Source organism: Paraburkholderia sp. J7 (assembly GCF_905220155.1).
In the GTDB taxonomy this organism is placed as follows: domain Bacteria; phylum Pseudomonadota; class Gammaproteobacteria; order Burkholderiales; family Burkholderiaceae; genus Paraburkholderia.
In genome coordinates this window covers 352,041-375,215 of record NZ_CAJMYZ010000003.1, presented here as the reverse complement: position 1 = coordinate 375,215, position 23,175 = coordinate 352,041, and the positions used below count along the sequence as shown (strand labels likewise).

Below are 23,175 nucleotides of genomic sequence, written 5' to 3'. Positions count from 1 at the left end.
AGGATACGAAGATGTTGATGAAAGGGAAGGTTGGACTGGTGACGGGTGGCGGCTCTGGAATGGGTAGGGCGGCTGCGCTGCAACTCGCCAGGGAAGGCGCTGCGGTTGCTCTGGCTGGTCGTGACGAAGACAAGCTGGTTTCAGTCCAGAAAGAAATCGAAGCCTTGGGTGGTGAGGCGACAATTTTCCAGGCCGACGTTTCGAAGCGAGAAGACAATCAAGCGCTGGTTGAATTCGTGGAGAAAACGTTCGGTCGATTCGATTTCGCATTCAACAACGCTGGCGGGCACGGCGATTTCAAACCCATTCACGAAACGCCAGTCGAAGAAGCGGAATGGGTGATCGACTTGAACTTCAAGGGCGTGTATTACGGTGTCAAGTATCAGGTCGAAGCGATGCTGCGTACTGGCGCGGGCGCCATCGTCAATAACGCCTCGATCTTCGGATTGCGTGGTATGAACGGCATTGCCCATTACGTGGCGGCCAAACACGCGGTGGTGGGGCTGACCCGCGCAGTCGCCAAGGAGTACGCGGTTCAGAACATTCGCGTGAATGCCGTGTGTCCGGGTGCCACCGAGACGCCGAATTACATGCGCAGCACGGGCGGCGATGTCCATCTGTTGGATGGAATGATCCCGATGCGTCGAATCGGCCAGCCCGCCGAGGTTGCGAATGCTGTGCTATGGCTACTGTCGGATCAATCGCAGTACGTGACGGGAACGACCCTAAGCGTTGACGGCGGCATGACGATCTGACCTTGCAGGACCGCGTTGCGCGGACGTGGGGCGGCGAAATGCGCCTGTGTCTATTGTATTAATCGGGGAATTGAACTTTGAAAAGCCTCACCATCAAGGCGCGCCTGATCGCCGTCATGACTGCATTGAGTGTGCTGCTGTTAGCCGGCGGCCTGATGGGGCTCTGGAGCCTAAGTCGAGTCAACGATTCACTACACGAAGTCTACGAGGCGAGACTGGTTTCCATTCAGCGTATCGATTTAATGAACACCGCGCTGAATCGTCTGCGATTCACCATTGCATCCTCGGCGCTGGATACTAAGCAAGAGTCTATCGATGCGAAGCTTCAGAGTTTTAAGAGCGATATGCAAATCGGGGATCAAGCGTGGGTGGATTACACGAAGAACCTGACTCCTGAAGAAAAGGCAGAGACCGATGCCTTCGTGCCGGTATTCGGAAAGTTCGTTGCCGGCGTGGTGCAGCCGGCTATGCGGGCGATGTCAGCCCACGATATCTCAGCCATTGACGGTATCTCACGAGGGCCGCTCGAAACGCTTTATATCCCAGTACAAGACGGACTGGACCGGATGGTGAAGCTGGAGGGCGAGCTGGCTAAACGCGAGTACGAGCGCTCGCAGGAAAACTATCAAATCGTTCGAGTGCTTTGTGTTGTCGGCGTGTTTACCGGTGGGCTGATGGCATTCGGATTTTCCGCCTGGTTGATTCGTGCGATTGCCACTCCGCTCAATACGGCGGTGCAGGTTGCGCAGAACGTGAAGAATGGGAATCTGACCCAACGAATCGACACGCATTCTACGGATGAGACGGGACGAGTTCTGGGCGCTTTGGCCGACATGAGCCAGAGTCTGAGTCGTATCGTGAGCGACGTGCGTAACTCTTCGGAGTCCATCAAGAACGCATCGGCGCAAATTGCGCAGGGCAATCAGGAGTTGAGTTCCCGCACGGAGTCGCAGGCAGCATCGCTGGAAGAAACGGCTGCATCGGTTGAGCAACTGAGTTCGACTGTGCGTCTCAATGCTGAAAACGCGATCCAGGCGGATACGCTGGCTCGTAGCGCTTCTGAAGTGGCGGCCCGTGGCGGCCAGGCCGTGACCCGTGTTGTCGAAACCATGCAGGACATCAATCGCAGCGCGAATTCGATCTCGGACATCATCGGTACGATTGAAGGTATCGCCTTCCAGACCAATATCCTCGCGCTGAACGCCGCGGTTGAGGCTGCACGGGCTGGGGAAGAGGGTCGTGGTTTTGCTGTGGTTGCCGGTGAGGTTCGTTCGCTGGCTCAACGTTCGGCTGGTGCGGCAAAGGAGATCAAAGACCTGATCGATGATTCGGTTACCAAAGTCGGTGCCGGGACACGTCTGGTTGATGAAGCGGGGACAACCATGAAGGAGATGGTGCAAAGCATCACCCGGGTAGCGGACATCATGGGGGAAATCAGTTCTGCGAGTCAGGAGCAGGCTCAGGGCATCGAGCAGATCAGCCAGGCCGTTACCCAGATGGATCAGCAGGTGCAGAGCAACGCAGCAATGGTTGAACAGGCATCGGCCGCGGCGCAACAACTGCGCGCCGAATCGGCCCAACTGTCGCGGACAGTCGCCATTTTCAACGTTTGAGAGCAAATATGAGTTTGCGGTTTAATGCAGTGCAGGCGAGCCGTGAGGTGGCAGTCGAGGTCGAGGGCACCAGGTACAAGGTGCACTACAACGACATTGGGGACAGCAAGGATCCCGTAGTGGTCATGCTCCACGGCTCGGGCCCCGGTGCCACTGGCTGGGCCAACTACTATCGGAACATTGACGCGTTTGCTGGTGCTGGATACCGCCTTCTGCTGATCAATATGCCTGGCTTCGGAAAGAGCGATCCGGTCGTCATCGACCGAGGCTCCCGTTCCGAATTCAATGGTCAGGTCGTTCGCGCTGTTTTGGACCAAATCCAGGTCGATAAAGTAAGCGTGGTGGGCAATTCGATGGGTGCCCACTCGGCTACGGCGTTTGCTTTGAAGAACCCCGAGCGGGTCAACCGCTTGGTTTATATGGGCGGCGGCACCGCCGGACCCTCGATGTTCGTTCCGCAGCCGGCCGAAGGGATCAAGCTCCTGAACTTTGTGTACAGGGAGCCGACGCTTGAGAACGTCAAGCGCATGATGAATGTGTTTGTCTACGATGCCTCGACCCTGACCGACGATCTGCTGCAACAGAGAGTGGCCAATATGCTGGCCAGCAAGCACCACCTCGACAACTGGGTAAAGAGCATGGCCGTCAATCCGAAGCAATTCTCGGACTATCAAACGCAACTCCACGAGATCAAGGCACCTGCACTGGTCGTATGGGGGAGGGAGGATCGCTTTCTTCCCTACGACATCGGCCTCCGTCTTGTGGCGGGCCTCCCTAATGCCGAATTTCACATGTTCAATCGCTGTGGTCATTGGGTGCAGTGGGAACACGCGGACAATTTCAATCGCATGGTGTTGGACTTCCTGTCCAATTAAGATTACTTGGCATGACTTGTGATCTGCCCCCTGCGAATGGGCTAGTCGGAGTCTCGTTCCTGCGGTCGTTGAGGGTGTGTGCCTTTGCCTGAGTCCAATGACCGTTTGCCGGGCGGAGCCGATGTCCGAACGTCTCGGCGAGGGTACGGATCAAAGGCTCTTCCTGGCCGACTACTGCCTGATGCGGCGCCCGAAGGAGATCCGCCTGGTTGTGAGGTTTGGACGGGGTAAATTGTCTCGCCAGCCGTATCTGGTCCAGCACGGGCCGATGACCCAGGAAGCGTGACGGGAGTTGTCGCGCGGGGCAATGTGGCGAGTGCTTCGTGCGTCGTCCAGAACGGCGGGCCGTACCAGTTTCGTGTGCAACTAACCATCCGGGCAAGCCCTGTCCCGCGTCCGCCGGTTCCCGGCGCAAACGTCATGGTGTGCAGGCGACGGGCCAGTGTCGCGCGGCTTGCGCCAGGCGAGGGGGCGGGCTGGCGGAGGCGGCGGGCGGATTTTTCCGAGGAGGTCCGATTTGCCGCGCCTGCTGGTTGTGTTTGCAAGCAGGCGGGACCATACTTCCTCGTAATGCGTTCAATATCGAGGGCATTACGGGATGGCAAAACCGCCGGTCATCGAACCACACGAGATTCGACATGCGCTTAAGGTCGCGGCGGTTACGGGGCAAAACACGGTCCGCGACGTTGCGCTGCTAACCGTATTGCCCGCGTCGACCAGACGCTGCAACTGCACCGTGATCGACGGTGTGGCCGAGGCGGTGGGCTCAAATGTGGAGGAGCAGGGCGACAGGTCAAGCCCGCAGCGGGCGGACTCGATCAGCCCCAGTGTCTACATCGCATGTATTCGCTGTCCTTCGGTCACCATGGATAAAGGGCTCATGGCTGATGTCCCGGCTGCGTTAGCCTCTCTCAGCGCAGATTCAGCGTCTTGCGGCACCGCCATAGCGCAAACAGGCTGATGACGCCGAGCAGTGTCAGGTAAAAGGCCGGCGCCAGTTTGTTGCCGGTGGCCTGAATCAGCGAGGCCACGATGAGCGGCGCAAAGCCGCCGAAAATGGTCACACCGATGTTGTAGCTGATCGCCATGCCAGTTGCCCGCGTATCGACCGGGAACGTCTCCGCCATCAATGCGGGCAACGCCCCGAAATAAACCGCTTTGAGCAGGCCCACCCATGCCATCATCGCCATGAGGCCCGCAAGGCTGGCATGGTCGCCGAGACTCCGGAAAACTGGGTATATGGTCAGCGTGAAGACGATGCCAGCCCAGCTCATCACCCGAATTCGTCCGATCCGGTCGGAGAGGTGGCCGATGAACGGCGTGACGAACGTGAGAATTGCGCCCGTAAGCACCGTTGCGGTGAAACCGAAGCTCTCGGGCAAGTGAAGCTCGTGGACCGCGTAGGTCGGAATGTAAAGAATGACGTAGCTGGTTCCGGTCGACAGGACCAGTGCCCCGATCGCGAGCAGCATCCGGCCCTTCTGGTGCGCGAACACGGTGCTGATCGGCGACTCTTGTGTTTTCGCTTCCTGGAAGCTGTGTCCTTCGTGAACGTGCTTGCGTAGATAAAGACCCACGGGGCCGATCAGGATGCCGAAGAGAAAGGGCAATCGCCAACCCCAGGATTGCAGTGACGCCGCATCGAGGGTATTCGTCAGGATTGCCCCGAGCCCGGCTGCAAGCAGGTAGCTCAAGCCCTGGCTCGCGAACTGGAAGCTGGCGATGAAGCCTTTGCGCTCGGGAGCCTGCTCGACCATGAAGGCCGTCGTGCTGCCGAACTCGCCTCCCGCCGAAAACCCCTGGATCAGACGTGCACACACGACCGCTATCGGTGCCGCGACGCCTATCGTTGAGTAGCCCGGCATGAGGGCGATCATGGCAGTGCCGAACATCATCATGACGATCGACACCAGCATCGATGTCTTGCGGCCGCGCCGGTCTGCGTAGGCCCCTAGCACAAGTGCGCCGACCGGTCTGGCGAGATAGGAAATGCCAAATGTGCCGAGCGTCACGAGGAGCGAAACTGTCGCATTCGAAGCAGGAAAGAACGTCTTGGCGATGGTCGTGGCGAAAAATCCATAGATCAGGATATCGAACCATTCGAGTGCGTTGCCGATCGAGGCGGCCATGATGATCCAGCAGAAGCTGGAACGCCTGGTCTCGATCGACGCGGTATCGGTCAAAGTTGCGGCGGTATGCATTTGACTCTCCTTTAGATAGGGGGAGTATTCGCTAGGGTAAAGGGATTACGTCGGTTCACTGAGGATGTCCTGCTGGCGGCGCTTCCGGACCATGAAGCCCGATGCACCAAGATCCCAGAAGAGACCGGCCACGATCTGCAGCGCTTCGCGTGCCACGTTTGCGAGCAGATGTTCATTCGGCGCATGCTGGGAGCAGGCGGCATACGAATGGGGAATCCCGATCGTCGGCATGTCCAGGATGTTCTCGGTCGCCACGCCGACCCTGCGCTCCAGATCGCGCAGAAATTCGCCCGAATCGAAATATGAAATGGCGTTGTCTATCGCTTTAGCGCGTGTCATCATGATCCTCGCCGGCAGGCTGGTGCGTTGCCTGGGATTGCTTCGATGAACCAAGCGTACGAGGCCAAAAGCCGCACCACAATTGACTTATTCGCGGCCTCCCTTTTCCAAAAGCGCAAATCAGCGCCTCCCGCATGCACAGCGCCTCTCTTCGTTACTTTCTGGCCGTTGCCAATACGGGCTCGCTGGGCGAAGCATCCGAGCAATTGCACGTGACGATCTCGGCAATCAGCCGGCAGATTGCGAAACTGGAAGACGAAGTAGGGTATCCGCTATTCGAGCGGCAACCGCGCGGCATGGCGCTTTCCAAGGCTGGCGAGCTGCTGGCCGCGCATGTGCGAAGAGCCCTGCTCGAAGGTGAGCAGGTGCTCGAGGAAATCAAGGCCCTTGCTTCCTTCGACCGAAGCACGATTCGTGTCGCCTCCACGGAGGCTTTTGCGCGGGACATGTTGCCTCGTGCGATCGCACGCTTTCTGGAGAAGTCGCCGGGCACGCGCTTCGAGCTGACGGTGACCGCGCCTCAGGACGTGACGCTGCGCGTGCGCAACGGCGAGGCGGATATCGGCTTGACCTTCAGTGTTGCGCGAGACCCTGAGATCCGGGTCGAATACGCGCGTGGCGTGCCAATCTATGCGCTGATGCGACGTACCCATGAACTGGCCACGCGCACCGGCGTGTCGCTCGCCGACCTGCAACGCTTTCCGATTGCGCTGCTCGATCGGGGCACAACGATCCGGCAAATGTTCGATGTGGTATCGAGTCTTGAAGGTCTGTTGTTCGATCCGGTTTTTACCTGCAATAACTCGAGTACGCTGTGTGTTTTTACGCAGCTTTCAGGCGCCGTGTCCCTCACAAGCCGGTTCACAGTGCAGGCGCGGCTAGAGGCGGATGGCCTCGTAGCGATCCCGATCGATCATCCAGGCATGGCGCTGCGCAGCGTGCAGATTCAGACCTTGTCTGGTCGCATGCTGTCGGCCCCGTTGAAAGAGTTCGTCCTGCAGTTGATCGAACAACTGCAGGACGAGTCGTGAGCCGTGCAACACGCGAGGCGCTTCAGCGGCCTCACGCGATGCACGCTACAGTCAATAGCTGTCGCCCCACTTTTCCGTCAATGATGCGCGTAACGCATCTTCAACACTGCGGGTCATGGCGGTGAGATGCAGTTCCTCGTCTACACCGGGACGATACTGGGCGAAGAAAACCCGCTGCCCGATTACGCCGCCCAACCACTCCAGTGCAGCTACATCCTGGCAACACAGCAACAGGCGGCTGTCGCGGGGGAGACGATCGATGGTCTGTTCGAGCGCATTTTCCGCTCTGCGTGCTCTGCCTTGACTGGACTCGCGCGAGGCAAGCCACTCGGCATGTGCCGCTGCGGGATCGGTCAGGCGCAGCAAAGCTACTTGTGGCGAGTCACCAGTACGCGCCAGCAGGGCCTGCGCGAAGCTGTCCGCGACGCTGCCATCCATGACGATGCAGACTTGCGTAAGGCTTGAAGGCTCGCGACTCCAACGCCAGGCGTGTGTTTCACCACGTGATTGCATGACGTTCTCCGTTTCCCGTTTCAGACACCCGTACGCGTTTTACCTGCGGCCGTATCAACCGTTGCGGAACAGGAAGCTGTAACCGTTCAACGCCGGCACGCCGCCCAGGTGAGCGTAAAGCACCTTCGAACCGGGGGGGAATTCGCCGAGCCGCACCTTGTCGATCATGCCTTGCATCGACTTGCCTTCGTATACCGGATCGGTCAGCATCCCTTCGAGTCTCGCACACAAGCGAATCGCTTCCATGGTCCCTTCATTCGGCAACCCGTATTCAGGGCCGCCGTAGCGTTCGTCGAGCACGATATCCCTGGCGACGATGTCGCGGCCCAGTTCGACCTTCTCGGCAGTTTGCCTGGCGATCCGGAAGATCTGGTCGCGCGTCTTCTCGGGTTTGGCCGAGGCGTCGATACCGATCACGCGCTCGGAGCGGCCGTCGGCCGCAAAGCCGACCACCATGCCCGCCTGCGTGCTGCCCGTCACCGAGCACACGACGATATAGTCGAACTTGAAGCCCAGTTCGGTCTCCTGCTGCCGTACTTCCTCTGCGAAGCCCACAAACCCCAGCCCGCCCAACGGATGATCCGAGCAGCCGGCCGGAATCGCGTAAGGTTTGCCGCCTGCCCGACGCACGCTTTCCAGTGCGTCTTCCCAGCTCCTGCGAAAGCCGATATCGAAACCGTCCGAGACGAGACGCACGTCCGCGCCCATGATGCGCGACATCTGAATGTTGCCGACGCGGTCATATACGGCATCGGAGTAATTGACCCAGTTTTCCTGGACGAGCACGCATTTCATGCCCAGATGCGCGGCGACTGCGGCGACCTGACGGGTCTGGTTCGACTGGATGCCGCCGATCGAAACCAGCGTGTCGCAGCCCTGCGCGAGCGCTTCTGGAATCAGGTATTCGAGCTTGCGGGTCTTGTTGCCGCCAAACGCGAGACCGCTGTTGCAATCCTCGCGTTTCGCGTACAGCTCGACTTTGCCACCCAGGTGTTGGCTCAGGCGCGTCAAGGGCTGAATCGGCGTCGGGCCGAAGGTGAGCGAATGGCGAGGGAATTTCTTCAGGTTCATGCGAGGCTCCGTTGAGAAAAAGAGTCTCGGCACCGACTCGCTCCGAGCGCTCGAAGCCCGCGGCCTTCTGCCGATGCCGTGGCAGCCAATGCTGCGATGAAGTCTATGGTAGAAAAGTTTGGAAGAAACTTGGTTGCGAAGATATTGGCGAATTGTGGTTTGAAGTAGGTTAGTGATATTTTTGACCTACTTTTACTTCTCCGGAACCGCCATGCCAGCAAGAAAATTTCGTGGGCCTGCGGCCGAGGCCCGCCAGTCAAGCCTTGAGATCGATCGGGTCGATCGCGCCATCCTGCGTCAACTGCAACGCGACGCATCGATCTCGAACGTGGCGCTCGCGGCCAAGGTGAATCTGAGCGCGCCGGCGTGTCTGCGACGCGTCGAGCGGCTCAAGGAAATGGGTCTGATTCGCGGCGTGGTGGCGCTACTCGACGCGAAGGCGCTCGACGCCGGCATGCTGGTGATGATCGGCGTGGTGCTCGATCGCTCGACGCCGGAGTCGTTCGCCGACTTCGAAAAAGCCGCGCAGAAAGTGTCGGGCTGTTTGGAGTGTCATGTCGTGACCGGCGAGTTCGACTACTTCATGCTGGTGCGCACCAAGGATAGCGACAGCTTCAGCCGGCTCCACGCGGAGCAGTTGCTTTACTTGCCGGGGGTACGGCAGATCAGGACCTTCGTGGTGCTCAAGGAGATTCTTTCGACCACGAGCATTCCTCTCTAGGCATCAGGCGCGCCGCGTGATCTCTCCAATACGCGACGCGTCACGCGCAATCACGGTTAGCGCCACTCGGTCGCCACGTCATCGGGATCGACCAGCGTGAGTCCCGACGCGGGCAGGGGCAATGCCGTCTTGTAGCGAACCTGCTTGAGCGCGAAGCTGGAACGGATGTTCGACACCCCGGGTATTTTCGTCAGATGTTCGAGGATAAAGCGCTCGAGGGTCTGCATGTCGGGCATCACCACGCGCAGGAGGTAGTCGGCGTCGCCGGTCATCAGATAACACTCCATGACCTCAGGGCGCTCCGAAATGGCCCGCTCGAAGCGCTGCAACGCCTCCTCAACCTGTTTTTCCAGACTCACCTGAATAAACACGTTGATCCGCAGTCCCAGCGGCTCCGGATTGAGCAGCGTCACCTGCTGCTTGAACAGCCCGAGTTTCTCGAGCGCCCGCACCCGGTTGAAGCAGGGCGTCGGCGACAGGTTGACCGCACGCGCCAACTCGGAATTGGTGATGCGGGCATTTTGCTGCAACTGGCTGAGTATCCCGATGTCGATGCGGTCGAGCCGTTTGGGTGGCGTCGTCATAGATGACATATTCCGGAAATGAGGTCATACGCAGAATAAATACACTACGGCGAGCCCGCAGGGCAAGTAAATGAGAGGCATATTTTGCGGCTTGGTGGTTAACATCTATCACATCTATCTGTGAACCGAATGCCTCCATGCGGGAGTGATGTCATGACGGATTTGTCGAGCGGTGCGGTGCAGTTGCAGCCTTCTGAGGAGCAGGTTCAGAAAGACAGCGATCCCACGGAAACGGCGGAGTGGCTGGAGGCGCTCGAAGGCGTCGTCGCGCACGCCGGGCGTGAGCGCGCACAGTATCTGTTCGACCGGCTCGCCGCCTATGCGCTGTCGCTGGGTGTCGAGTCGTCCCGCACGCGTGTCACGCCCTACGTCAACACGATTGCGTTCGACCAGCAGCCACGTTATCCAGGCAATATCGAACTCGAAGAGCGGCTCGCTGCGGCGCTGCGCTGGAATGCCCTGGCAATGGTGGTACGTGCCAACAAGGCGTATGGCGAACTTGGCGGGCACATTGCGAGCTACGCGTCAGCGGCGGATCTGTTCGAAGTCGGCTTCAACCATTTCTTTCGCGCGAGCGGTTCCGCAGCAGGCGAGGGCTCAGGCGGCGATCTCGTGTATTTTCAGCCGCACTCGTCGCCGGGCGTCTATGCGCGTGCCTACCTCGAAGGCTTCCTCGACGAGGAACACCTTCAGCATTACCGGCGGGAAATCTCCGGGCCGGGCTTGTGTTCGTATCCGCACCCATGGCTGATGCCGGACTTCTGGCAGTTCCCGACCGGCTCGATGGGCATCGGCCCGATCAATTCGATCTACCAGGCGCGCTTCATGCGCTATCTCCAGAACCGGGGGCTCGCACACACTGAAGGCCGCAAGGTATGGGGCTTCTTCGGCGACGGTGAAATGGACGAGCCGGAGTCGATCGGTGCGCTTTCGCTCGCGGCGCGCGAAGGGCTGGACAACCTGGTGTTCGTGATCAACTGCAACCTGCAGCGGCTCGATGGTCCGGTGCGCAGCAATGGACGCATCATCGACGAACTGGAAGCGCACTTCAGCGGTGCGGGCTGGAACGTGATCAAGGTGGTGTGGGGCTCGGACTGGGACGCGCTGTTTGCGCGCGATCGCACGGGGACCCTGATGCGTGCCTTCGCCCATACGGTCGACGGCCAGTTCCAGACCTTCTCGGCGAATGACGGCGCGTATAACCGGGCCCGTTTCTTCGGCCAGAATCCGGAACTCGCCGCGCTTGCCGCGCAACTGAGCGATGACGAGATCGACCGTCTGCGCCGCGGTGGGCACGATGTGCGCAAGCTGCACGCGGCCTACGCCCGCGCGCTTGCGCATCGCGGTCAACCCACGGTGATCCTCGCGAAGACCATGAAGGGCTTCGGCATGGGCGCCTCCGGCCAGGGTCGAATGACGACGCACCAGCAGAAAAAGCTCGATTTTGACGACCTGAAAGCATTCCGTGACCGCTTCCGCTTGCCGCTCTCAGATGAGGATGTCGAACAGGTGAAGTTTTACAAGCCAGCAGCAGACAGCCCGGAAATGCAGTACCTGCATGCACGCCGGGCAGCACTCGGGGGCTATCTGCCCAGAAGGCGGAGAGTCGCAACGAAGGGGCTGATCGTGCCTTCGCTGCAAACCTGGGGGCAATTCGCGCTGGAGGCGAATGGCCGTGAAATGTCCACGACGATGGTGCTGGTGCGCATGCTGACCGCGCTGCTCAAGGAGGCAGAGATCGGCCCGCGGGTAGTGCCGATCGTCGCCGACGAGGCACGCACGTTCGGCATGGCCAACATGTTCCGCCAGGTCGGCATCTATTCGCCGCTGGGGCAGCTGTACGAACCTGAAGACCTCGGCTCGATGCTCTATTACCGCGAGGACGCCAGCGGGCAGATTCTCGAAGAGGGCATTTCGGAGGCGGGCGCGGTGTCGTCGTGGATTGCGGCGGCGACCTCGTATAGCGTGCACGATCTGCCGATGCTGCCGTTCTACATCTATTACTCGATGTTCGGGTTCCAGCGCATCGGCGACATCGTCTGGGCCGCTGCCGATCAACGCGCACGCGGCTTCCTGATCGGGGCCACCTCCGGCAAGACCACGTTGGGCGGAGAAGGGCTGCAGCATCAGGACGGCACCAGCCATCTGGCCGCCTCGACGATCCCGAACTGCCGCGCTTACGATCCGGCATTCGCTTATGAGGTAGCAGTGGTCATCGATGCCGGTATGCGCGAGATGGTCGAGCAGCAGCGTGACGTGTTCTATTACGTAACGGTGATGAACGAGAACTACGCGCAGCCGTCGGTCCCTGAAGGCGGTGTACAGGCAGTGCGCGAGGGCATCCTGAAGGGGATTTATCCCCTGCCTGATGGGTCGTGCGAAGCCGAACCGGGCAAAACAGCGCGTGTGCAGCTTCTCGGCTCCGGTGCGATTCTCGGCGAGGTGCTCGCTGCACGGCAGATGCTGAGGGACGAGTGGGGCATCGCTGCTGCCGTGTGGAGCGTGACCAGCTTTACCGAGTTGCAGCGCGACGGTATGGAGGCCGAGCGGCTCGAGCGACTGGGCGAGGTCGCGCATGTGCCGTATGTCACGTCCGCGCTTGCGGCGTCACATGGACCCGTGATCGCGGCGACCGACTATGTGCGTGCGATTCCGGAGCTGATCCGCGCGTATGTGCCGCGCCGCTATGTGACGCTCGGAACCGATGGCTTCGGGCGCAGCGATACGCGTGCGGCGCTGCGCGAATTCTTCGAGGTCGACCGCGCGTCGATCGTGCTCGCCGCGCTGAAGGCACTCGCTGATGAGGGGGAGATCCAGACCGATGCGGTCGGCGAGGCGCGGCGGCGTTATGGCAAGGGCGCGCCGGCGGCGGCGCCTTGGGAGCGGTAGGCGCTGTGAGCGGCGTCAACCATGCCGCGTCACGAACCCGCTATCTCGCCCGCCGGCGCACCCAGATCATTGTTGCTGGACAAGCCGGAACGACGAGACAGCCGCCTCCAGTTGACGGGCCTGTGACCACGCGGGCCACAACGGTTTATCGTGGAAAAGATCCACTGAGACGGATTTCAGCGTCGAACCCCGAAGCCCGCCTGAGTCGCGGGCTTTTTGTGGTCTTGCGTGAGCGCGTGGCGGTTGCGCGCGATCTGCTCGAGTCCCGGCCACGCCTCGCCATCGCACGTATTGCCGAGCTTGCGGGATTCGGTTCCGAAGAATCGATGCGGCGGCACTTCAGGCGCATCGCGCTGACGAGTCCGAGCGCGTACCGGGCGAAATTTGGTGCGCGCACAGCTAACGGGACTGCGTGAGGCATTGCGGGCGTGACCGTCGCGCTTGCGCGTATTCGTCGATTTCGTCTGCGAGCGGCGCTTCATGACGGCCCGTGTTTGCTACCCGCAACCCGCACGCTCGCCGGCGACCGTACGGCAATCATGCTAGGATGCGCCCTTTCGTCCGTCTGGACCGTGCCATGGCGCGCGTGCGCCTGCGCGGGCCTCCTGAAAGCGGCGCCACACCGCCGCTTCGCGCGCCGTGCTTTCCCCGCCCCTTTCGAGCCCACGCGCCGCGTGGGGCGTGGTAACGACATCCAGCCAATCTGCCGCAAATCCCTAACGCTTCATGGAATCCGACCGTTCCGGCTCGCGCCGCTCTTCCCGCTTTTCGTCGCTGCGTAGCGAACTGCTCGCGGGCATCACGTCGTCGTTTGCGCTCGTGCCCGAGTGCATCGCCTTCGCGCTCGTCGCGCGCGTCAATCCGCTCGCGGGCCTGTACGGCGCATTTTTCATCTGTACGATCACGGCGCTGTTCGGCGGCCGGCCCGGGATGATTTCGGGCGCGGCGGGGTCGATGGCCGTGGTGATCGTCGCGCTCGTGGTTCAGCATGGCCCGCAGTATCTGTTTGCCACGGTCGTGCTGAGCGGCATGGTCATGATGCTGTTCGGGGCGTTGCGCCTGGGCAAGCTGATTCGCATGGTGCCGCATCCGGTGATGCTCGGCTTCGTCAATGGCCTCGCGATCATCATTGCGCGCGCACAGTTCGAGCACTTCAAGGTGCCCGGCCCGCAGGGGCCGCAGTGGATGCACGGCCCGGCGCTCGGGCTGATGGCGGGGCTCGTTGCGCTCACCATGGCGATCGTGTACGTGCTGCCGCGCGTGACGAAGGCCGCGCCGCCCGCGCTCGTGGCGATCGTCGGTGTGGGGCTTGCCGCGCAGTGGCTGCACCTGCCGGTGCGCACGCTCGGTGACATGGCGCACATTGCAGGCGGCCTGCCGACGTTTGCGCTGCCCGCCGTGCCGTTCGACCTCGCCACGCTCAAGATCGTGCTGCCCTACGCGGTACTGATGGCGATGGTGGGGCTGCTGGAGACGCTCCTCACGCTCAACCTCACCGACGACGTGACGGCCACGCGCGGCCGCCCCAACCGCGAGTGTGTGGCGCTCGGCGCGGCCAACGTCGCTTCGGGCTTGTTCGGCGCGATGGGTGGCTGCGCGATGATCGGCCAGACCGTCATCAATCTCGGCTCGGGCGGTCGCGCACGCATCTCGGGCGTGACGAGCGGCGTGATGATCCTGCTCTACATTCTTTTCCTTTCGCCGCTGATCGAGCGCATTCCGCTCGCGGCGCTCGTAGGCGTGATGTTCGTGGTGGCTGCGCAAACCTTCGCTTGGGGCTCGCTGCGGGTGCTGCACAAGGTGCCGCGCAACGACGCCGTGGTGATCGTTGCGGTCACAATCATCACCGTGTGTACGGATCTCGCGACGGCGGTGCTTTGCGGCATCGTGATCGCCTCGCTCAATTTTGCGTGGCAGCATGCGCGCGAGTTCCGCTGCGAGACACGCGACATCGCTGCGGGCGAGCGCGTGTACGTGCCGCGCGGTACGCTGTTCTTCGCCTCGGCCACGCACTTCCAGATGCTGTTCGATCCGCAGAGCGATCCCGCGCACGTCACGATCGACTGCGCGCATCTGCAAGTGGCGGACCATTCGGCCATCGCTGCGCTCGAAGCGGTGCAGGGGCGCTACGAGCGTGCGGGCAAGCGGGTCGTATTCGCGCATCTTTCGCCGCGTTGCAGCGGCTTGCTGGCGCGCGCGGAGGTGGAGGTGCGGGTTTCCGTTTGATGTGCCGGAGGCGGGGATACCCCGCCTTTTTTGTTTATGCTTGCGCGATGCGATAACCGCGCCAAAAAAATGCTTGACCTGGAGTGCACTCGAAGTCCCACCATTCAGAACGTCGATGAGGAGAAGCGCATGAAGATTGGCGAACTGGCCGCGCTCACGGGCCTTTCGGCTCATACGATCCGCTACTACGAGCGCATCGGGCTGATTCCCTATGCGGTGCGCGACGAAACGGGCCAGCGCGCTTACGACCGCTCGGTGCTTGAATGGATCGGTTTTCTGGGCCGTCTGAAGACCACGGGCATGCCGATCCAGGGCATGTTGCGCTACGCGCAGCTGCGCGCGGCCGGCAAGGCAACCGAGCGCGAGCGCGGCGAATTGCTGGCGGCGCATCGCGAAGCGGTGCGTGCGCAGGTGGCCGAACTCCAGGCGTGTCTTCTCGTCCTCGACAACAAGATCGAAGGTTATTCCCACGCCATGCAAAGGAACGAGAATGCACGAAACGACAAATCAGACCAGCGCCGCCCGGCAGGAAAGCCGCCTCGCAAGAGGCAAGCGCATGCTCTCGGCGATTGACGGCAGCGGCGGCGAGCACGTGATCGACTCGCTCGCCGATATCGCGCCGGATTTCGCGCAGTATCTGCTGGAATTTCCATTTGGCGACATCTACGCGCGGCCGGGTCTGGACCTTCGCTCGCGCGAGATCGCCACCATCGCGGCGCTCACGGCCATTGGCCACGCGCAGCCGCAACTCAAGGTCCATATCGCCGCGGGCCTGAACGTGGGCCTCACGCGCGAGGAGATCGTCGAGACGATCATGCAGATGGCCGTGTACGCGGGCTTTCCCGCGGCGCTCAACGGCCTCTTCGCCGCGCGCGAGGTGTTTGCACGCGAGGCTTGAAGCGCACGACGCACGCGGCGGCGGCCCGCATCGCCGCGTGACGACCGCGGCGCTTCAGAACAGCTTCAACGGCATGTTGATGACGAGGCGGAATTCCTGGTTGCTCGGGTCGGAGTAGTACTTCGACGCGTGATGCCACATGGCGATGAAGGTGATTTTCGTGTTCTTGAAGCGCCCGCTTTGCAGCGTATAGCTCGGAATGAAGCCGAATTCGTGGTGCGACCCGTGCACGGGCTGCCCGTTCCGCCAGTACAGGTTGTAGAACGGGCTCGCGGGCGTGGGATTGGCGGCTGCACCCGCCGACGCGTTGGCGCCCCAGCCGAGTGCGTACCAGAGCATCGCCTTCGCGCCCGGCAGGCCCGCATAGGCGCCATCGAAACCATAGCGCACCTGGAACGACTGCTCGTGCGGCGCGTTGTAGTCCACGTCCATCGAGTTGACGAGATAGTCGCCCGCCGTTTCGTTCACGTAGTCGTAGAACTGGTCGCCGAGAATCTGCTGGTAGCCGAGCAGGAGCGAATGCGGACCGTGCTGTGCGGCGAGCGAAAGACTGTACGCGTTGCTGTCGATGGGACCCTGCATCGCACTGCCCTGATCGTGTGTCGAGTAGATGTTGAAGAAGCCGGTCCACTTGATCGTCGAAGGGTCGCCGTAGCTCTGCTGCAAGGAGGCGTAGTACTGGCGCCAGACGTCGTCGGCCTGATTGGCGAAAAGCGAAAGGCTCCCGTCCTTGCTGTAGTCCCAGCTGCCGCCCAGGTAGCTGAAGCGTTTGAATTTCACGCCGCCGTACGAGGTCGAGAGATCGACGAGATTGGTGTGGCCGCGCGGATTGACCTTTGTGAAGCTGCCTGCCTGAAGCACCGCGTTGGACACGTCCTTGCTTACGAGCGAGGCGCCGAGGAAGGTGGGCGGCAGCGCGCGGTTGTCGTGCGGCTCGAAGAACGGGTTGTCCGAGACCATTTGCAGACCGTACTTCGCGACCGTATCGGAAATGCGGGCCTTGACGTCCCAGATGCCGGGGTAGGCCCACGCCAGCTGGTTCGAGCCGCCGCCATCCTTGCCCACGTGCACCATGTTCCCCGCGCCCTGGCCGCCGTCGAGCTTCAGCGCGCCGTAGAGCGACGCGTCGAGACCGAGACCAACGAGGCCCTGCGTATAGCCCGAGGTGTAGTCGAGCATCGCGCCCTGCACCCACGCATGGCGATGCGGGCCGCCTTCGTTGTCGAAGTGGTCCAGGTAGTTGCGCAGGTTGAGGGTGAGGCTGCTATCCGCGATGAAGCCCTTGCTTTGCGACTGGCTCGATTGCGGCTGCTTCGGGTTGTCGGCTCGCACTGCCTGGTCGGCGTGCTGATCCGGCGCGCCGGATGCGAGGCGATCGACCGCGTTGGGCTCCACGAGCGGGTCGACGCGCGGCGCGTGCATTTGTACCGCGGCTGAGGAGGGTTCCGCCTGGGTCGCAGCTTGCGCGTTCGCTGGCGCGGCGCTGTTGGCCGATTTGCGGCGCGCTTTGTGGCGGGGCTTTTTCGGTTTGACTGGCACGGCTTGCTGAGCTTGCACTTGCGCAGCGGGCTGCCCGCCCGGTGTGCTCTGCTGAACGCTTGTGGTTTGTGCAACCGCTGCAAGGCTGAGCGGCAGGCCGAGCGCGAGTAGCGCAAGTCGCGCGCCGCGGCTCTTGTCTCTGTGTTCTCTTTTCATCATGTCTCCCTTCGTGTGGTTGTCGTTGATTCGCAATCGATAAGGAATGCGAATCGCTTGTGACGCCCGCCGGCATGCGTGAAGCGGGTATTTCAGTCGGCGGTGGAGTGGCCGGCTGTGCGCGGGTGCCAGCAGGCGACGATCGAGCCGCCGGGGCCGGTGGCGGCCGGTTCAGGCGCCGCAGCAGCGCACTGGGCCGAGGCCTTCGGGCAACGCGTGCGGAATGCGCAGCCCGAAGGCGGATTGAGTGGCGAGGGGATCTCGCCGCGTAGCAGCGGCGCGTGACGCTCGCGGGCACGCGCCGGGTCGGCCACCGGTACGGCGTCGAGCAGTGCGTGTGTGTAGGGGTGCGCGGGCTCGTCGTACACCGCCTTGCGCGTGCCGAGTTCCATGACGCGGCCGAGGTACATGACCATGACGCGATGGCTGAGCGCCTTGACCACGGCGAGATCGTGGCCGACGAAAAGCAGCGAGAGCGAGAGGTCGCGTTGCAGGTCGCGCAGCAGGTTGACGATCTGCGCCTGAATGGAGACGTCTAGCGCGGAGACCGGTTCATCGCAGATCACGAGCGCAGGCTCGCCGATCAACGCGCGTGCGATGCCCACGCGCTGGCACTGACCGCCCGAGAATTCGTGCGCACGGCGTTCGAGGTGATGCGCGTTCAGGCCCACGCGTTCTAGCATCGTGAGCACCCGGCGCGCGATCTCCTTGCGGCCCACGTGCGGCGCGTGCGTGCGCAAGGGTTCGGCCACGATCTCGCCGATCGACATGCGCGGATCGAGCGAAGCGAGCGGGTCCTGGAAGATCATCTGTACACCGCGGCGCAGCGCCCCGAGGCGCCGTTGTGCCCCGAAAACAGTTTCTTCGCCTCGCCAGGTCACGCTGCCCGAAGCGACCGGCGAGAGGCCGATCACGGCGCGCGCGAGCGTGGACTTGCCGCAGCCCGACTCGCCCACGAGCCCGAGCGTTTCGCCGCGGCGCAGATCGAACGAGATGCCGTTCACGGCGCGCAACTGCGCTTTCTGCCACGGCCACGGACCGCGTGCGACGCGAAAATTCACGGCAAGGTCGCGTACGCGCAGTAGCGCGTCGTCAGGCACGTCATGCGCCTTTGCGTCATGTGTCATGCGCGTGCTCCCAGTTCGGCGCTATCGCCAATAGGTAGATGGCACGCCCGGGAACGCGAATTGGGCGGCGCACCGATGGATTCGAGCGGCGGCGTCTGCGTGTGGCATCGCTCCAGCGCCGCCGCGCAGCGAGGCGCGAACGCGCAGCCGGCGCCGCCGCTGCCCGGCATGGGCGGATTACCCGGGATCGTGCTCAACGGCGCGCCGCCTGCCGCATCGAGGCGCGGCCGCGCGCCCAGCAGGCCTGCGGTGTACGGATGCAGCGGATGCGCGAACAGATCGCGCGCGCTTGCCTTCTCCACTGTGCGGCCCGCGTACATCACCATGACGTCGTCGCAAAGCTCTGCCACCACGCCCATGTCGTGCGTGATGAGGAGAATGGCCGTGCCGCGCTCGCGATTCATCTCGCGCAGCAGTGCCATGATCTGCGCCTGAACGGTCACGTCGAGCGCCGTGGTCGGCTCGTCGGCGATCAGCACATCGGGCTCCATCATCAGCGCCGCCGCGATCAACACGCGCTGGCGCATGCCGCCCGAGAACTCGTGCGGATACATGCCGATACGCCGCGGCGCGTCGGGAATGCGCACGCGTTCGAGCGCTTCGATTGCGCGCTGGCGGGCCGCGCGCCGTGTGACCTTGCGATGCAACTGCAACGCTTCGGTCATTTGCCGTTCGACCGTGAGAAACGGGTTCAGCGAGGTCATCGGGTCCTGGAAGACCATGGCGACGCGGTCGCCGCGAATGCGGTTGAGCGCGCGGGGCGTCATGGCGAGCAGGTTCTCGCCGCGCAGGCGTGCGTGGCCGGTGGCGCGGCCATTCGAGGCGAGCAGCCCCAGCAGCCCCATGACGGTTTGACTTTTGCCGGACCCCGATTCGCCGACGATACCGAGCGTGCCGCCGGCATCGAGCGAAAACGACATGTCGTGCACGACCTTCACGGGCGGCCCGTCGCGGCGCTCGAAGCGCACGCTCAGGTCCTGGACTTCGAGCAGGGCCATGTCAGCGCTCCCGTGGGTCGAGTGCGTCGCGCAGACCGTCGCCGACGAAGTTCACGCAGTAGAGCGTGGCACAGAGCAGCACAGCGGGGCAGAGGAGCAGCCACGGCATGGCATCGAGCTTCTGCGCGCCGTCCTGGATCAGCACGCCCCAGCTCGTCATGGGTTCCTGGACGCCAAGGCCGAGAAACGATAATACGGATTCCGTAAGAATGATTGCCGGTACCGTGACCGTGGCGTAGACGGCGACGATGCCCGCGAGATTCGGCACGATATGGCGCGCGATGATTGCCGCGGGCCGCACGCCGATGGCGCGCGCGGCGTCGACGAATTCGCGCGAGCGCAGCGAGAGCGTTTGCCCGCGAACCACACGCGCCATGTCGAGCCACGAAAACGCGCTGATGGTGAGCACGACGAGCGAGAACGCGCGCCCGAACAGTGTGACCATGAGAATGGCGATCAACATGTAGGGGATCGCGTACATCATGTCGACGATGCGCATCATCACGGCGTCCACGCGGCCGCCCAGATAGCCGGCCGTTGCGCCGTAGATCACGCCGGCCAGCGCGGAAACGAAGGTGCCGAGCAACCCCACCTCGAGAGAAACGCGCCCGCCAACCAGCGTGCGCGCCAGCAAGTCGCGGCCCAGTTCGTCGGTGCCGAACCAGTGACCGCCGTTGAGCGTGGGGGCGAGGCTAATCGCGCTCCAGTCGTTGTCGATAGGCGAATGCGCCAGGAAGAGGGGGCCGGCGAAGCAGGCGAGCGCGATGAGGGCGAGCATGACGACGCTTGCGAGCGCCGCACGGTGTCGAACGAAGCGCGCCAACGCGGGCGGCGTGCGCCGCTTCCGTGCGGTGGCGGCTGGCGCAATGAGACCAGGTGCGTTCATGGTGGCGGAACCTCCGTTAATAACGGACTAGTAGCGGATGCGCGGGTCGAGCCACGCATAGGCGAGGTCGACAAGCAGATTGAAGAGCACGGCGCAGACCGTGGTGAGGACGACCAGGCCGAGCACGAGCGTGTAGTCGCGGTTGACCGCACCGTTCACCACCAGTTGACCGAGCCCCGGAAGCGCAAAGACCGATTCGGTGACGACGGCCGCCGTGATCGACGAAATGCAGACGGGGCCGAGCAACGAGACAACGGGCATGAGCGCGGGGCGCAGGGCGTGGCGCAACACGATGGTGTGCCCCGGCAAGCCCTTGGCGCGCGCCGTGCGGATGAAGTTGCCGGAGAGCACCTCGATCAGGCTGCCGCGCATGACGCGCGCGATCGCGGCCATGTTGATGATGACGAGCAACGCGACGGGCAGCACCCGGTGACGCCAGTCGCCGTCGCCCCAGCCGCCTGCGGGCAAGAGGCCATTGCCGTCGGCCGATTTGAGCAGGATAGCGAAACAAAGTACGAGCGCCGGACCTAGCACGAATGGCGGTACGACGTTGCCGAGATTGCCGAGCAACATCACGGCGTGGTCCACCACGCTGTTGCGGCGCACGGCGGCGAGCGTGCCAAGCGCCACGCCCAGCAGTACCGCGAGCGGTATGGAGATGCCACCGATGCCGAGGCTCACCGGCGCGGCCTTCCTCACGAGCTCGTTGACCGACCAGTCGGCGTAGCGGAACGAACTGCCGAGGTCGCCATGCAGCAGCGCGCCTAGATAGCGCAGATACTGTTGCCATAGCGGCTCGTCGAGGTGATAGCGCGCGTTGAGGTTGGCCATGACCGCGGCGGAGAGGCGCTTGTCGGTGTCGAACGGACCACCGGGCGTGAGATGCAGCAGCAAAAAGCAGGCGGTGATGACCGCGAGTACGGTCGGCACCGACCACAGCACGCGGCGCAGGGTGTAGGCGAACATGGGTGGGGGCCTGCGTTAGTGCTTCAGGATGTACATGTCCTGGGTGGCGCGCGCGTCGATGTAGTTCGTGAGCGAATAGCCACCAACGAATGGTTTGACGAGCCTGGCGGCCGAGTACTGGAACATGGGCAGCAGCGGGTAGTCGTTCATCGCAAGCGCGAACGCCTGCGTGAGCATTGCCTGGCGCCGGGTCTCGTCGCTCTGGAGGTTGGCTTCGACGGCGGTGGCGTCCGCTTTCGTGTTGCAGTTGCGCTGATCGTTTTGCGGGCTGTTGCACTGCACGAGGCTGTAATACGTCATCGCGTCGTTATAGTCTGCGAACCAGCCGTTGCGTGCGACCTGGTACGTGCCATCGTGGCGCTGCTTGAGCAGCACCTTGAATTCCAGGTTGTCGAGCTTCGTGTCGACCCCCAGCTTGGTGCGCCATTCGCTCGCAGCGAAGAGTGCGACCTTCTTGTGGAGATCGTTGGTGTTGTAGGTGAGCGTGATCGTGAGCGGCTTCGCATCGGAAACACCCGACGCCTTGAGCAGCGTGCGCGCGGTGTCTATACGCTTGGCCATTGGCCACGAAGCCCAGTCTGGCGTGTATTGATCTGCGCCTTTGGTGCCCTTGACGATGAGTCCGTAGGCGGGCGACTCCCCGCTTTGCGTGATCTTCGAGGTAAGAAGGTCGCGATCGATCACCATCGAGAGCGCTTGACGTACACGTGGGTCGCGCAGTGCTGGATCGGCGTTGTTCAGTGAGTAATAGTAAGTCGCGATACGCAAGCCGGCCTTGATATCGGCACTCATGGTCCTGGAGATCTGCGCGTATTGTCCGGAAGGAATCGTGAACGTCATGTCGATCTGGCCCGCCTGGTACATTCGCATGGCGGTCTCGTCGCTTTCGATCGGCAGCCACGTAACCTTGGTGATGGCAACATGGGCCGCGTTCCAGTAGCGCGGGTTCTTCGTGAGGACGATGCGGTTGTTCGGTTGCCAGTCGGCGAGGACGTAAGGGCCGTTGCCTACGAGGTTGCCGGGACGCGTCCACGAGGCGCCGAACTTCGCGACCGTCGCACGGTCGACAGGCGCCATTGATGAATTGGCGAAGAGTTCGGTGAGAAATGGCGTGGGCCCTTCTGTTTTCACCTCTAGCGTGTAGGCATCGACGGCGCGCACGCCCAGTGCGGAGGCCGGCTGCTTGCCTGCGATCACAACCTTTGCGTTCTTCAGAAACTCGACGGCGATGGTATAAGGCGATGCGGTCTTCGGGTCCGCCATGCGCTGCCAGGCATAGACGAAATCGGCGGCCGTCACGGGATGGCCGTCGCTCCATCTGGCGTCTCGACGTAGCTTGAATACCCACGTATCGGGGGCTGGGCGCGTCCAGGACTCTGCCACGCCTGGCACGACATTGCCCGCCGCGTCCAGACGTGTCAGACCTTCGTAGAGATCAAGGCCGATGAGATTGGCCGAATACGATTCGATGTAGGCGGGATCGAGCGATTCGACTTCGGCCTGATTTTGCCGCGTCATCTCCTGCTTCGCCGCGAGCGCGGTGCCGGGCGCAATCGTGACGGCTCGAACCTGGGCGGATTGAACGAGCGCGAACGCCATGAGCGTCGCTGTGAAGAGAGATGATCGTGTCATTGGGTCTCCTGATTAATGATCGTTTTGCGACGCCGAATCGCGCGGCACAGGCAGCTACGCCGTGACGATTCGGCCTGAGCCTGGCGTGGCGATTACTAGCCTGATGGGCGAGTCGGGGGCGATTATTGGAAGTGGCGCAGGGCTTGTCAATCGGT

Annotated in this window: 20 protein-coding genes and 2 pseudogenes; 11 read left to right on the top strand and 11 right to left on the bottom strand. The window is 62.5% G+C overall.

All coding sequences use genetic code 11. The features are described from left to right. Window positions 1–11: 11 nt before the first annotated feature. From U5A58_RS07195 to U5A58_RS07180, 4 genes are all read left to right on the top strand, one after another. Window positions 12–755 carry an SDR family NAD(P)-dependent oxidoreductase gene (locus U5A58_RS07195; RefSeq protein WP_321960885.1) on the top strand — a complete coding sequence of 248 codons (744 nt, stop codon included), beginning with the start codon at window positions 12–14 and terminating at the stop codon, window positions 753–755. 77 nt (window positions 756–832) lie between these two features. Next, window positions 833–2,368, top strand: coding sequence for a methyl-accepting chemotaxis protein (locus tag U5A58_RS07190; RefSeq protein WP_321960884.1), 1,536 nt, complete (start codon window positions 833–835; stop codon window positions 2,366–2,368). Window positions 2,369–2,376: 8 nt separating this feature from the next. Continuing rightward, window positions 2,377–3,243, top strand: a complete 867-nt coding sequence (locus tag U5A58_RS07185) for an alpha/beta fold hydrolase (RefSeq protein WP_321960883.1) — start codon at window positions 2,377–2,379, stop codon at window positions 3,241–3,243. A gap of 121 nt (window positions 3,244–3,364) precedes the next feature. Beyond that, on the top strand, window positions 3,365–3,529 hold the full coding sequence (locus U5A58_RS07180; RefSeq protein WP_321960882.1) for a hypothetical protein: 165 nt from the start codon (window positions 3,365–3,367) through the stop codon (window positions 3,527–3,529). Window positions 3,530–4,154: 625 nt separating this feature from the next. Here U5A58_RS07180 and U5A58_RS07175 read toward each other — a convergent pair. Together U5A58_RS07175 and U5A58_RS07170 are read right to left on the bottom strand one after the other, a co-directional pair. After that, window positions 4,155–5,444, bottom strand: coding sequence for an MFS transporter (locus U5A58_RS07175; RefSeq protein WP_321960881.1), 1,290 nt, complete (start codon window positions 5,442–5,444; stop codon window positions 4,155–4,157). A gap of 45 nt (window positions 5,445–5,489) precedes the next feature. Further along, window positions 5,490–5,684 (bottom strand): annotated as a pseudogene (locus U5A58_RS07170) (M20 peptidase family dipeptidase); the annotation flags it as partial. A gap of 233 nt (window positions 5,685–5,917) precedes the next feature. Here U5A58_RS07170 and U5A58_RS07165 point away from each other — a divergent pair. Beyond that, window positions 5,918–6,814 carry a LysR family transcriptional regulator gene (locus U5A58_RS07165; protein WP_321960880.1) on the top strand — a complete coding sequence of 299 codons (897 nt, stop codon included), beginning with the start codon at window positions 5,918–5,920 and terminating at the stop codon, window positions 6,812–6,814. 51 nt (window positions 6,815–6,865) lie between these two features. On the opposite strand, the gene U5A58_RS07160 is transcribed toward U5A58_RS07165, so the two are convergent. After that, entirely contained in the window at window positions 6,866–7,327 is a 462-nt protein-coding gene (locus U5A58_RS07160; protein WP_321960879.1) for a 1-aminocyclopropane-1-carboxylate deaminase, read from the bottom strand. Between the two features lie 54 nt (window positions 7,328–7,381). Then, window positions 7,382–8,398, bottom strand: a complete 1,017-nt coding sequence (locus U5A58_RS07155; RefSeq protein WP_321960878.1) for a 1-aminocyclopropane-1-carboxylate deaminase — start codon at window positions 8,396–8,398, stop codon at window positions 7,382–7,384. 211 nt (window positions 8,399–8,609) lie between these two features. Here U5A58_RS07155 and U5A58_RS07150 point away from each other — a divergent pair, with 211 nt between their 5' ends. Next, on the top strand, window positions 8,610–9,119 hold the full coding sequence (locus U5A58_RS07150; protein ID WP_321960877.1) for an Lrp/AsnC family transcriptional regulator: 510 nt from the start codon (window positions 8,610–8,612) through the stop codon (window positions 9,117–9,119). Between the two features lie 56 nt (window positions 9,120–9,175). Here the strand turns inward: U5A58_RS07150 and U5A58_RS07145 are convergent, their stop codons facing one another. Beyond that, window positions 9,176–9,703 (bottom strand): Lrp/AsnC family transcriptional regulator, encoded by a 528-nt coding sequence (locus U5A58_RS07145; protein WP_321960876.1) that lies wholly within the window; start codon window positions 9,701–9,703, stop codon window positions 9,176–9,178. A 153-nt stretch (window positions 9,704–9,856) separates the two neighbouring features. Between U5A58_RS07145 and mdeB the strand changes: the two genes are divergently transcribed. The 5 genes and pseudogenes from mdeB to U5A58_RS07120 all read left to right on the top strand — a co-directional run bounded on the left by mdeB (window position 9,857) and on the right by U5A58_RS07120 (window position 15,716). Beyond that, window positions 9,857–12,592: an alpha-ketoglutarate dehydrogenase gene (gene mdeB, locus U5A58_RS07140; protein WP_321960875.1), complete on the top strand. Its 2,736-nt coding sequence runs from the start codon at window positions 9,857–9,859 to the stop codon at window positions 12,590–12,592. Window positions 12,593–12,813: 221 nt separating this feature from the next. Then, window positions 12,814–13,008 (top strand): annotated as a pseudogene (locus U5A58_RS07135) (helix-turn-helix domain-containing protein); the annotation flags it as partial. Window positions 13,009–13,318: 310 nt separating this feature from the next. Beyond that, the gene (locus U5A58_RS07130; protein ID WP_321960874.1) at window positions 13,319–14,818 is read left to right on the top strand and encodes a SulP family inorganic anion transporter; all 1,500 of its coding nucleotides are present in this window, start codon (window positions 13,319–13,321) and stop codon (window positions 14,816–14,818) included. Window positions 14,819–14,947: 129 nt separating this feature from the next. Further along, a complete protein-coding gene (locus U5A58_RS07125) occupies window positions 14,948–15,391 on the top strand; it encodes a MerR family transcriptional regulator (RefSeq protein ID WP_321918070.1) in 444 nt (147 codons plus the stop codon). After that, the gene (locus tag U5A58_RS07120; protein WP_233888066.1) at window positions 15,375–15,716 is read left to right on the top strand and encodes a carboxymuconolactone decarboxylase family protein; all 342 of its coding nucleotides are present in this window, start codon (window positions 15,375–15,377) and stop codon (window positions 15,714–15,716) included. The genes U5A58_RS07125 and U5A58_RS07120 overlap by 17 nt, the downstream gene beginning before the upstream one ends. A 54-nt stretch (window positions 15,717–15,770) precedes the next feature. On the opposite strand, the gene U5A58_RS07115 is transcribed toward U5A58_RS07120, so the two are convergent. The 6 genes from U5A58_RS07115 to U5A58_RS07090 all read right to left on the bottom strand — a co-directional run bounded on the left by U5A58_RS07115 (window position 15,771) and on the right by U5A58_RS07090 (window position 23,020). Continuing rightward, window positions 15,771–17,411 (bottom strand): OprD family outer membrane porin, encoded by a 1,641-nt coding sequence (locus U5A58_RS07115; protein WP_415774187.1) that lies wholly within the window; start codon window positions 17,409–17,411, stop codon window positions 15,771–15,773. Between the two features lie 92 nt (window positions 17,412–17,503). After that, on the bottom strand, window positions 17,504–18,538 hold the full coding sequence (locus U5A58_RS07110; protein WP_321960873.1) for an oligopeptide/dipeptide ABC transporter ATP-binding protein: 1,035 nt from the start codon (window positions 18,536–18,538) through the stop codon (window positions 17,504–17,506). Next, entirely contained in the window at window positions 18,535–19,536 is a 1,002-nt protein-coding gene (locus U5A58_RS07105; RefSeq protein ID WP_321960872.1) for an ABC transporter ATP-binding protein, read from the bottom strand. Before U5A58_RS07105 ends, U5A58_RS07110 begins: the two co-directional genes overlap by 4 nt. A gap of 1 nt (window position 19,537) precedes the next feature. Beyond that, window positions 19,538–20,422 carry an ABC transporter permease gene (locus tag U5A58_RS07100; RefSeq protein WP_321960871.1) on the bottom strand — a complete coding sequence of 295 codons (885 nt, stop codon included), beginning with the start codon at window positions 20,420–20,422 and terminating at the stop codon, window positions 19,538–19,540. A gap of 27 nt (window positions 20,423–20,449) precedes the next feature. Next, the gene (locus U5A58_RS07095; RefSeq protein WP_321960870.1) at window positions 20,450–21,388 is read right to left on the bottom strand and encodes an ABC transporter permease subunit; all 939 of its coding nucleotides are present in this window, start codon (window positions 21,386–21,388) and stop codon (window positions 20,450–20,452) included. Window positions 21,389–21,403: 15 nt separating this feature from the next. Continuing rightward, the gene (locus U5A58_RS07090; RefSeq protein ID WP_415774184.1) at window positions 21,404–23,020 is read right to left on the bottom strand and encodes a peptide ABC transporter substrate-binding protein; all 1,617 of its coding nucleotides are present in this window, start codon (window positions 23,018–23,020) and stop codon (window positions 21,404–21,406) included. Window positions 23,021–23,175 lie beyond the last annotated feature (155 nt).

Coding starts and splice junctions, on each gene's coding strand:
- U5A58_RS07100 (WP_321960871.1), bottom strand. CDS start 20,422: ATGAACGCACCTGGTCTCATTGCGCCAGCCGCCACCGCACGGAAGCGG.
- U5A58_RS07145 (WP_321960876.1), bottom strand. CDS start 9,703: ATGACGACGCCACCCAAACGGCTCGACCGCATCGACATCGGGATACTC.
- mdeB (WP_321960875.1), top strand. CDS start 9,857: ATGACGGATTTGTCGAGCGGTGCGGTGCAGTTGCAGCCTTCTGAGGAG.
- U5A58_RS07105 (WP_321960872.1), bottom strand. CDS start 19,536: ATGGCCCTGCTCGAAGTCCAGGACCTGAGCGTGCGCTTCGAGCGCCGC.
- U5A58_RS07125 (WP_321918070.1), top strand. CDS start 14,948: ATGAAGATTGGCGAACTGGCCGCGCTCACGGGCCTTTCGGCTCATACG.
- U5A58_RS07110 (WP_321960873.1), bottom strand. CDS start 18,538: ATGACACATGACGCAAAGGCGCATGACGTGCCTGACGACGCGCTACTG.
- U5A58_RS07180 (WP_321960882.1), top strand. CDS start 3,365: ATGTCCGAACGTCTCGGCGAGGGTACGGATCAAAGGCTCTTCCTGGCC.
- U5A58_RS07155 (WP_321960878.1), bottom strand. CDS start 8,398: ATGAACCTGAAGAAATTCCCTCGCCATTCGCTCACCTTCGGCCCGACG.
- U5A58_RS07130 (WP_321960874.1), top strand. CDS start 13,319: ATGGAATCCGACCGTTCCGGCTCGCGCCGCTCTTCCCGCTTTTCGTCG.
- U5A58_RS07115 (WP_415774187.1), bottom strand. CDS start 17,411: ATGAAAAGAGAACACAGAGACAAGAGCCGCGGCGCGCGACTTGCGCTA.
- U5A58_RS07195 (WP_321960885.1), top strand. CDS start 12: ATGTTGATGAAAGGGAAGGTTGGACTGGTGACGGGTGGCGGCTCTGGA.
- U5A58_RS07160 (WP_321960879.1), bottom strand. CDS start 7,327: ATGCAATCACGTGGTGAAACACACGCCTGGCGTTGGAGTCGCGAGCCT.
- U5A58_RS07185 (WP_321960883.1), top strand. CDS start 2,377: ATGAGTTTGCGGTTTAATGCAGTGCAGGCGAGCCGTGAGGTGGCAGTC.
- U5A58_RS07095 (WP_321960870.1), bottom strand. CDS start 21,388: ATGTTCGCCTACACCCTGCGCCGCGTGCTGTGGTCGGTGCCGACCGTA.
- U5A58_RS07090 (WP_415774184.1), bottom strand. CDS start 23,020: ATGACACGATCATCTCTCTTCACAGCGACGCTCATGGCGTTCGCGCTC.
- U5A58_RS07175 (WP_321960881.1), bottom strand. CDS start 5,444: ATGCATACCGCCGCAACTTTGACCGATACCGCGTCGATCGAGACCAGG.
- U5A58_RS07150 (WP_321960877.1), top strand. CDS start 8,610: ATGCCAGCAAGAAAATTTCGTGGGCCTGCGGCCGAGGCCCGCCAGTCA.
- U5A58_RS07165 (WP_321960880.1), top strand. CDS start 5,918: ATGCACAGCGCCTCTCTTCGTTACTTTCTGGCCGTTGCCAATACGGGC.
- U5A58_RS07120 (WP_233888066.1), top strand. CDS start 15,375: ATGCTCTCGGCGATTGACGGCAGCGGCGGCGAGCACGTGATCGACTCG.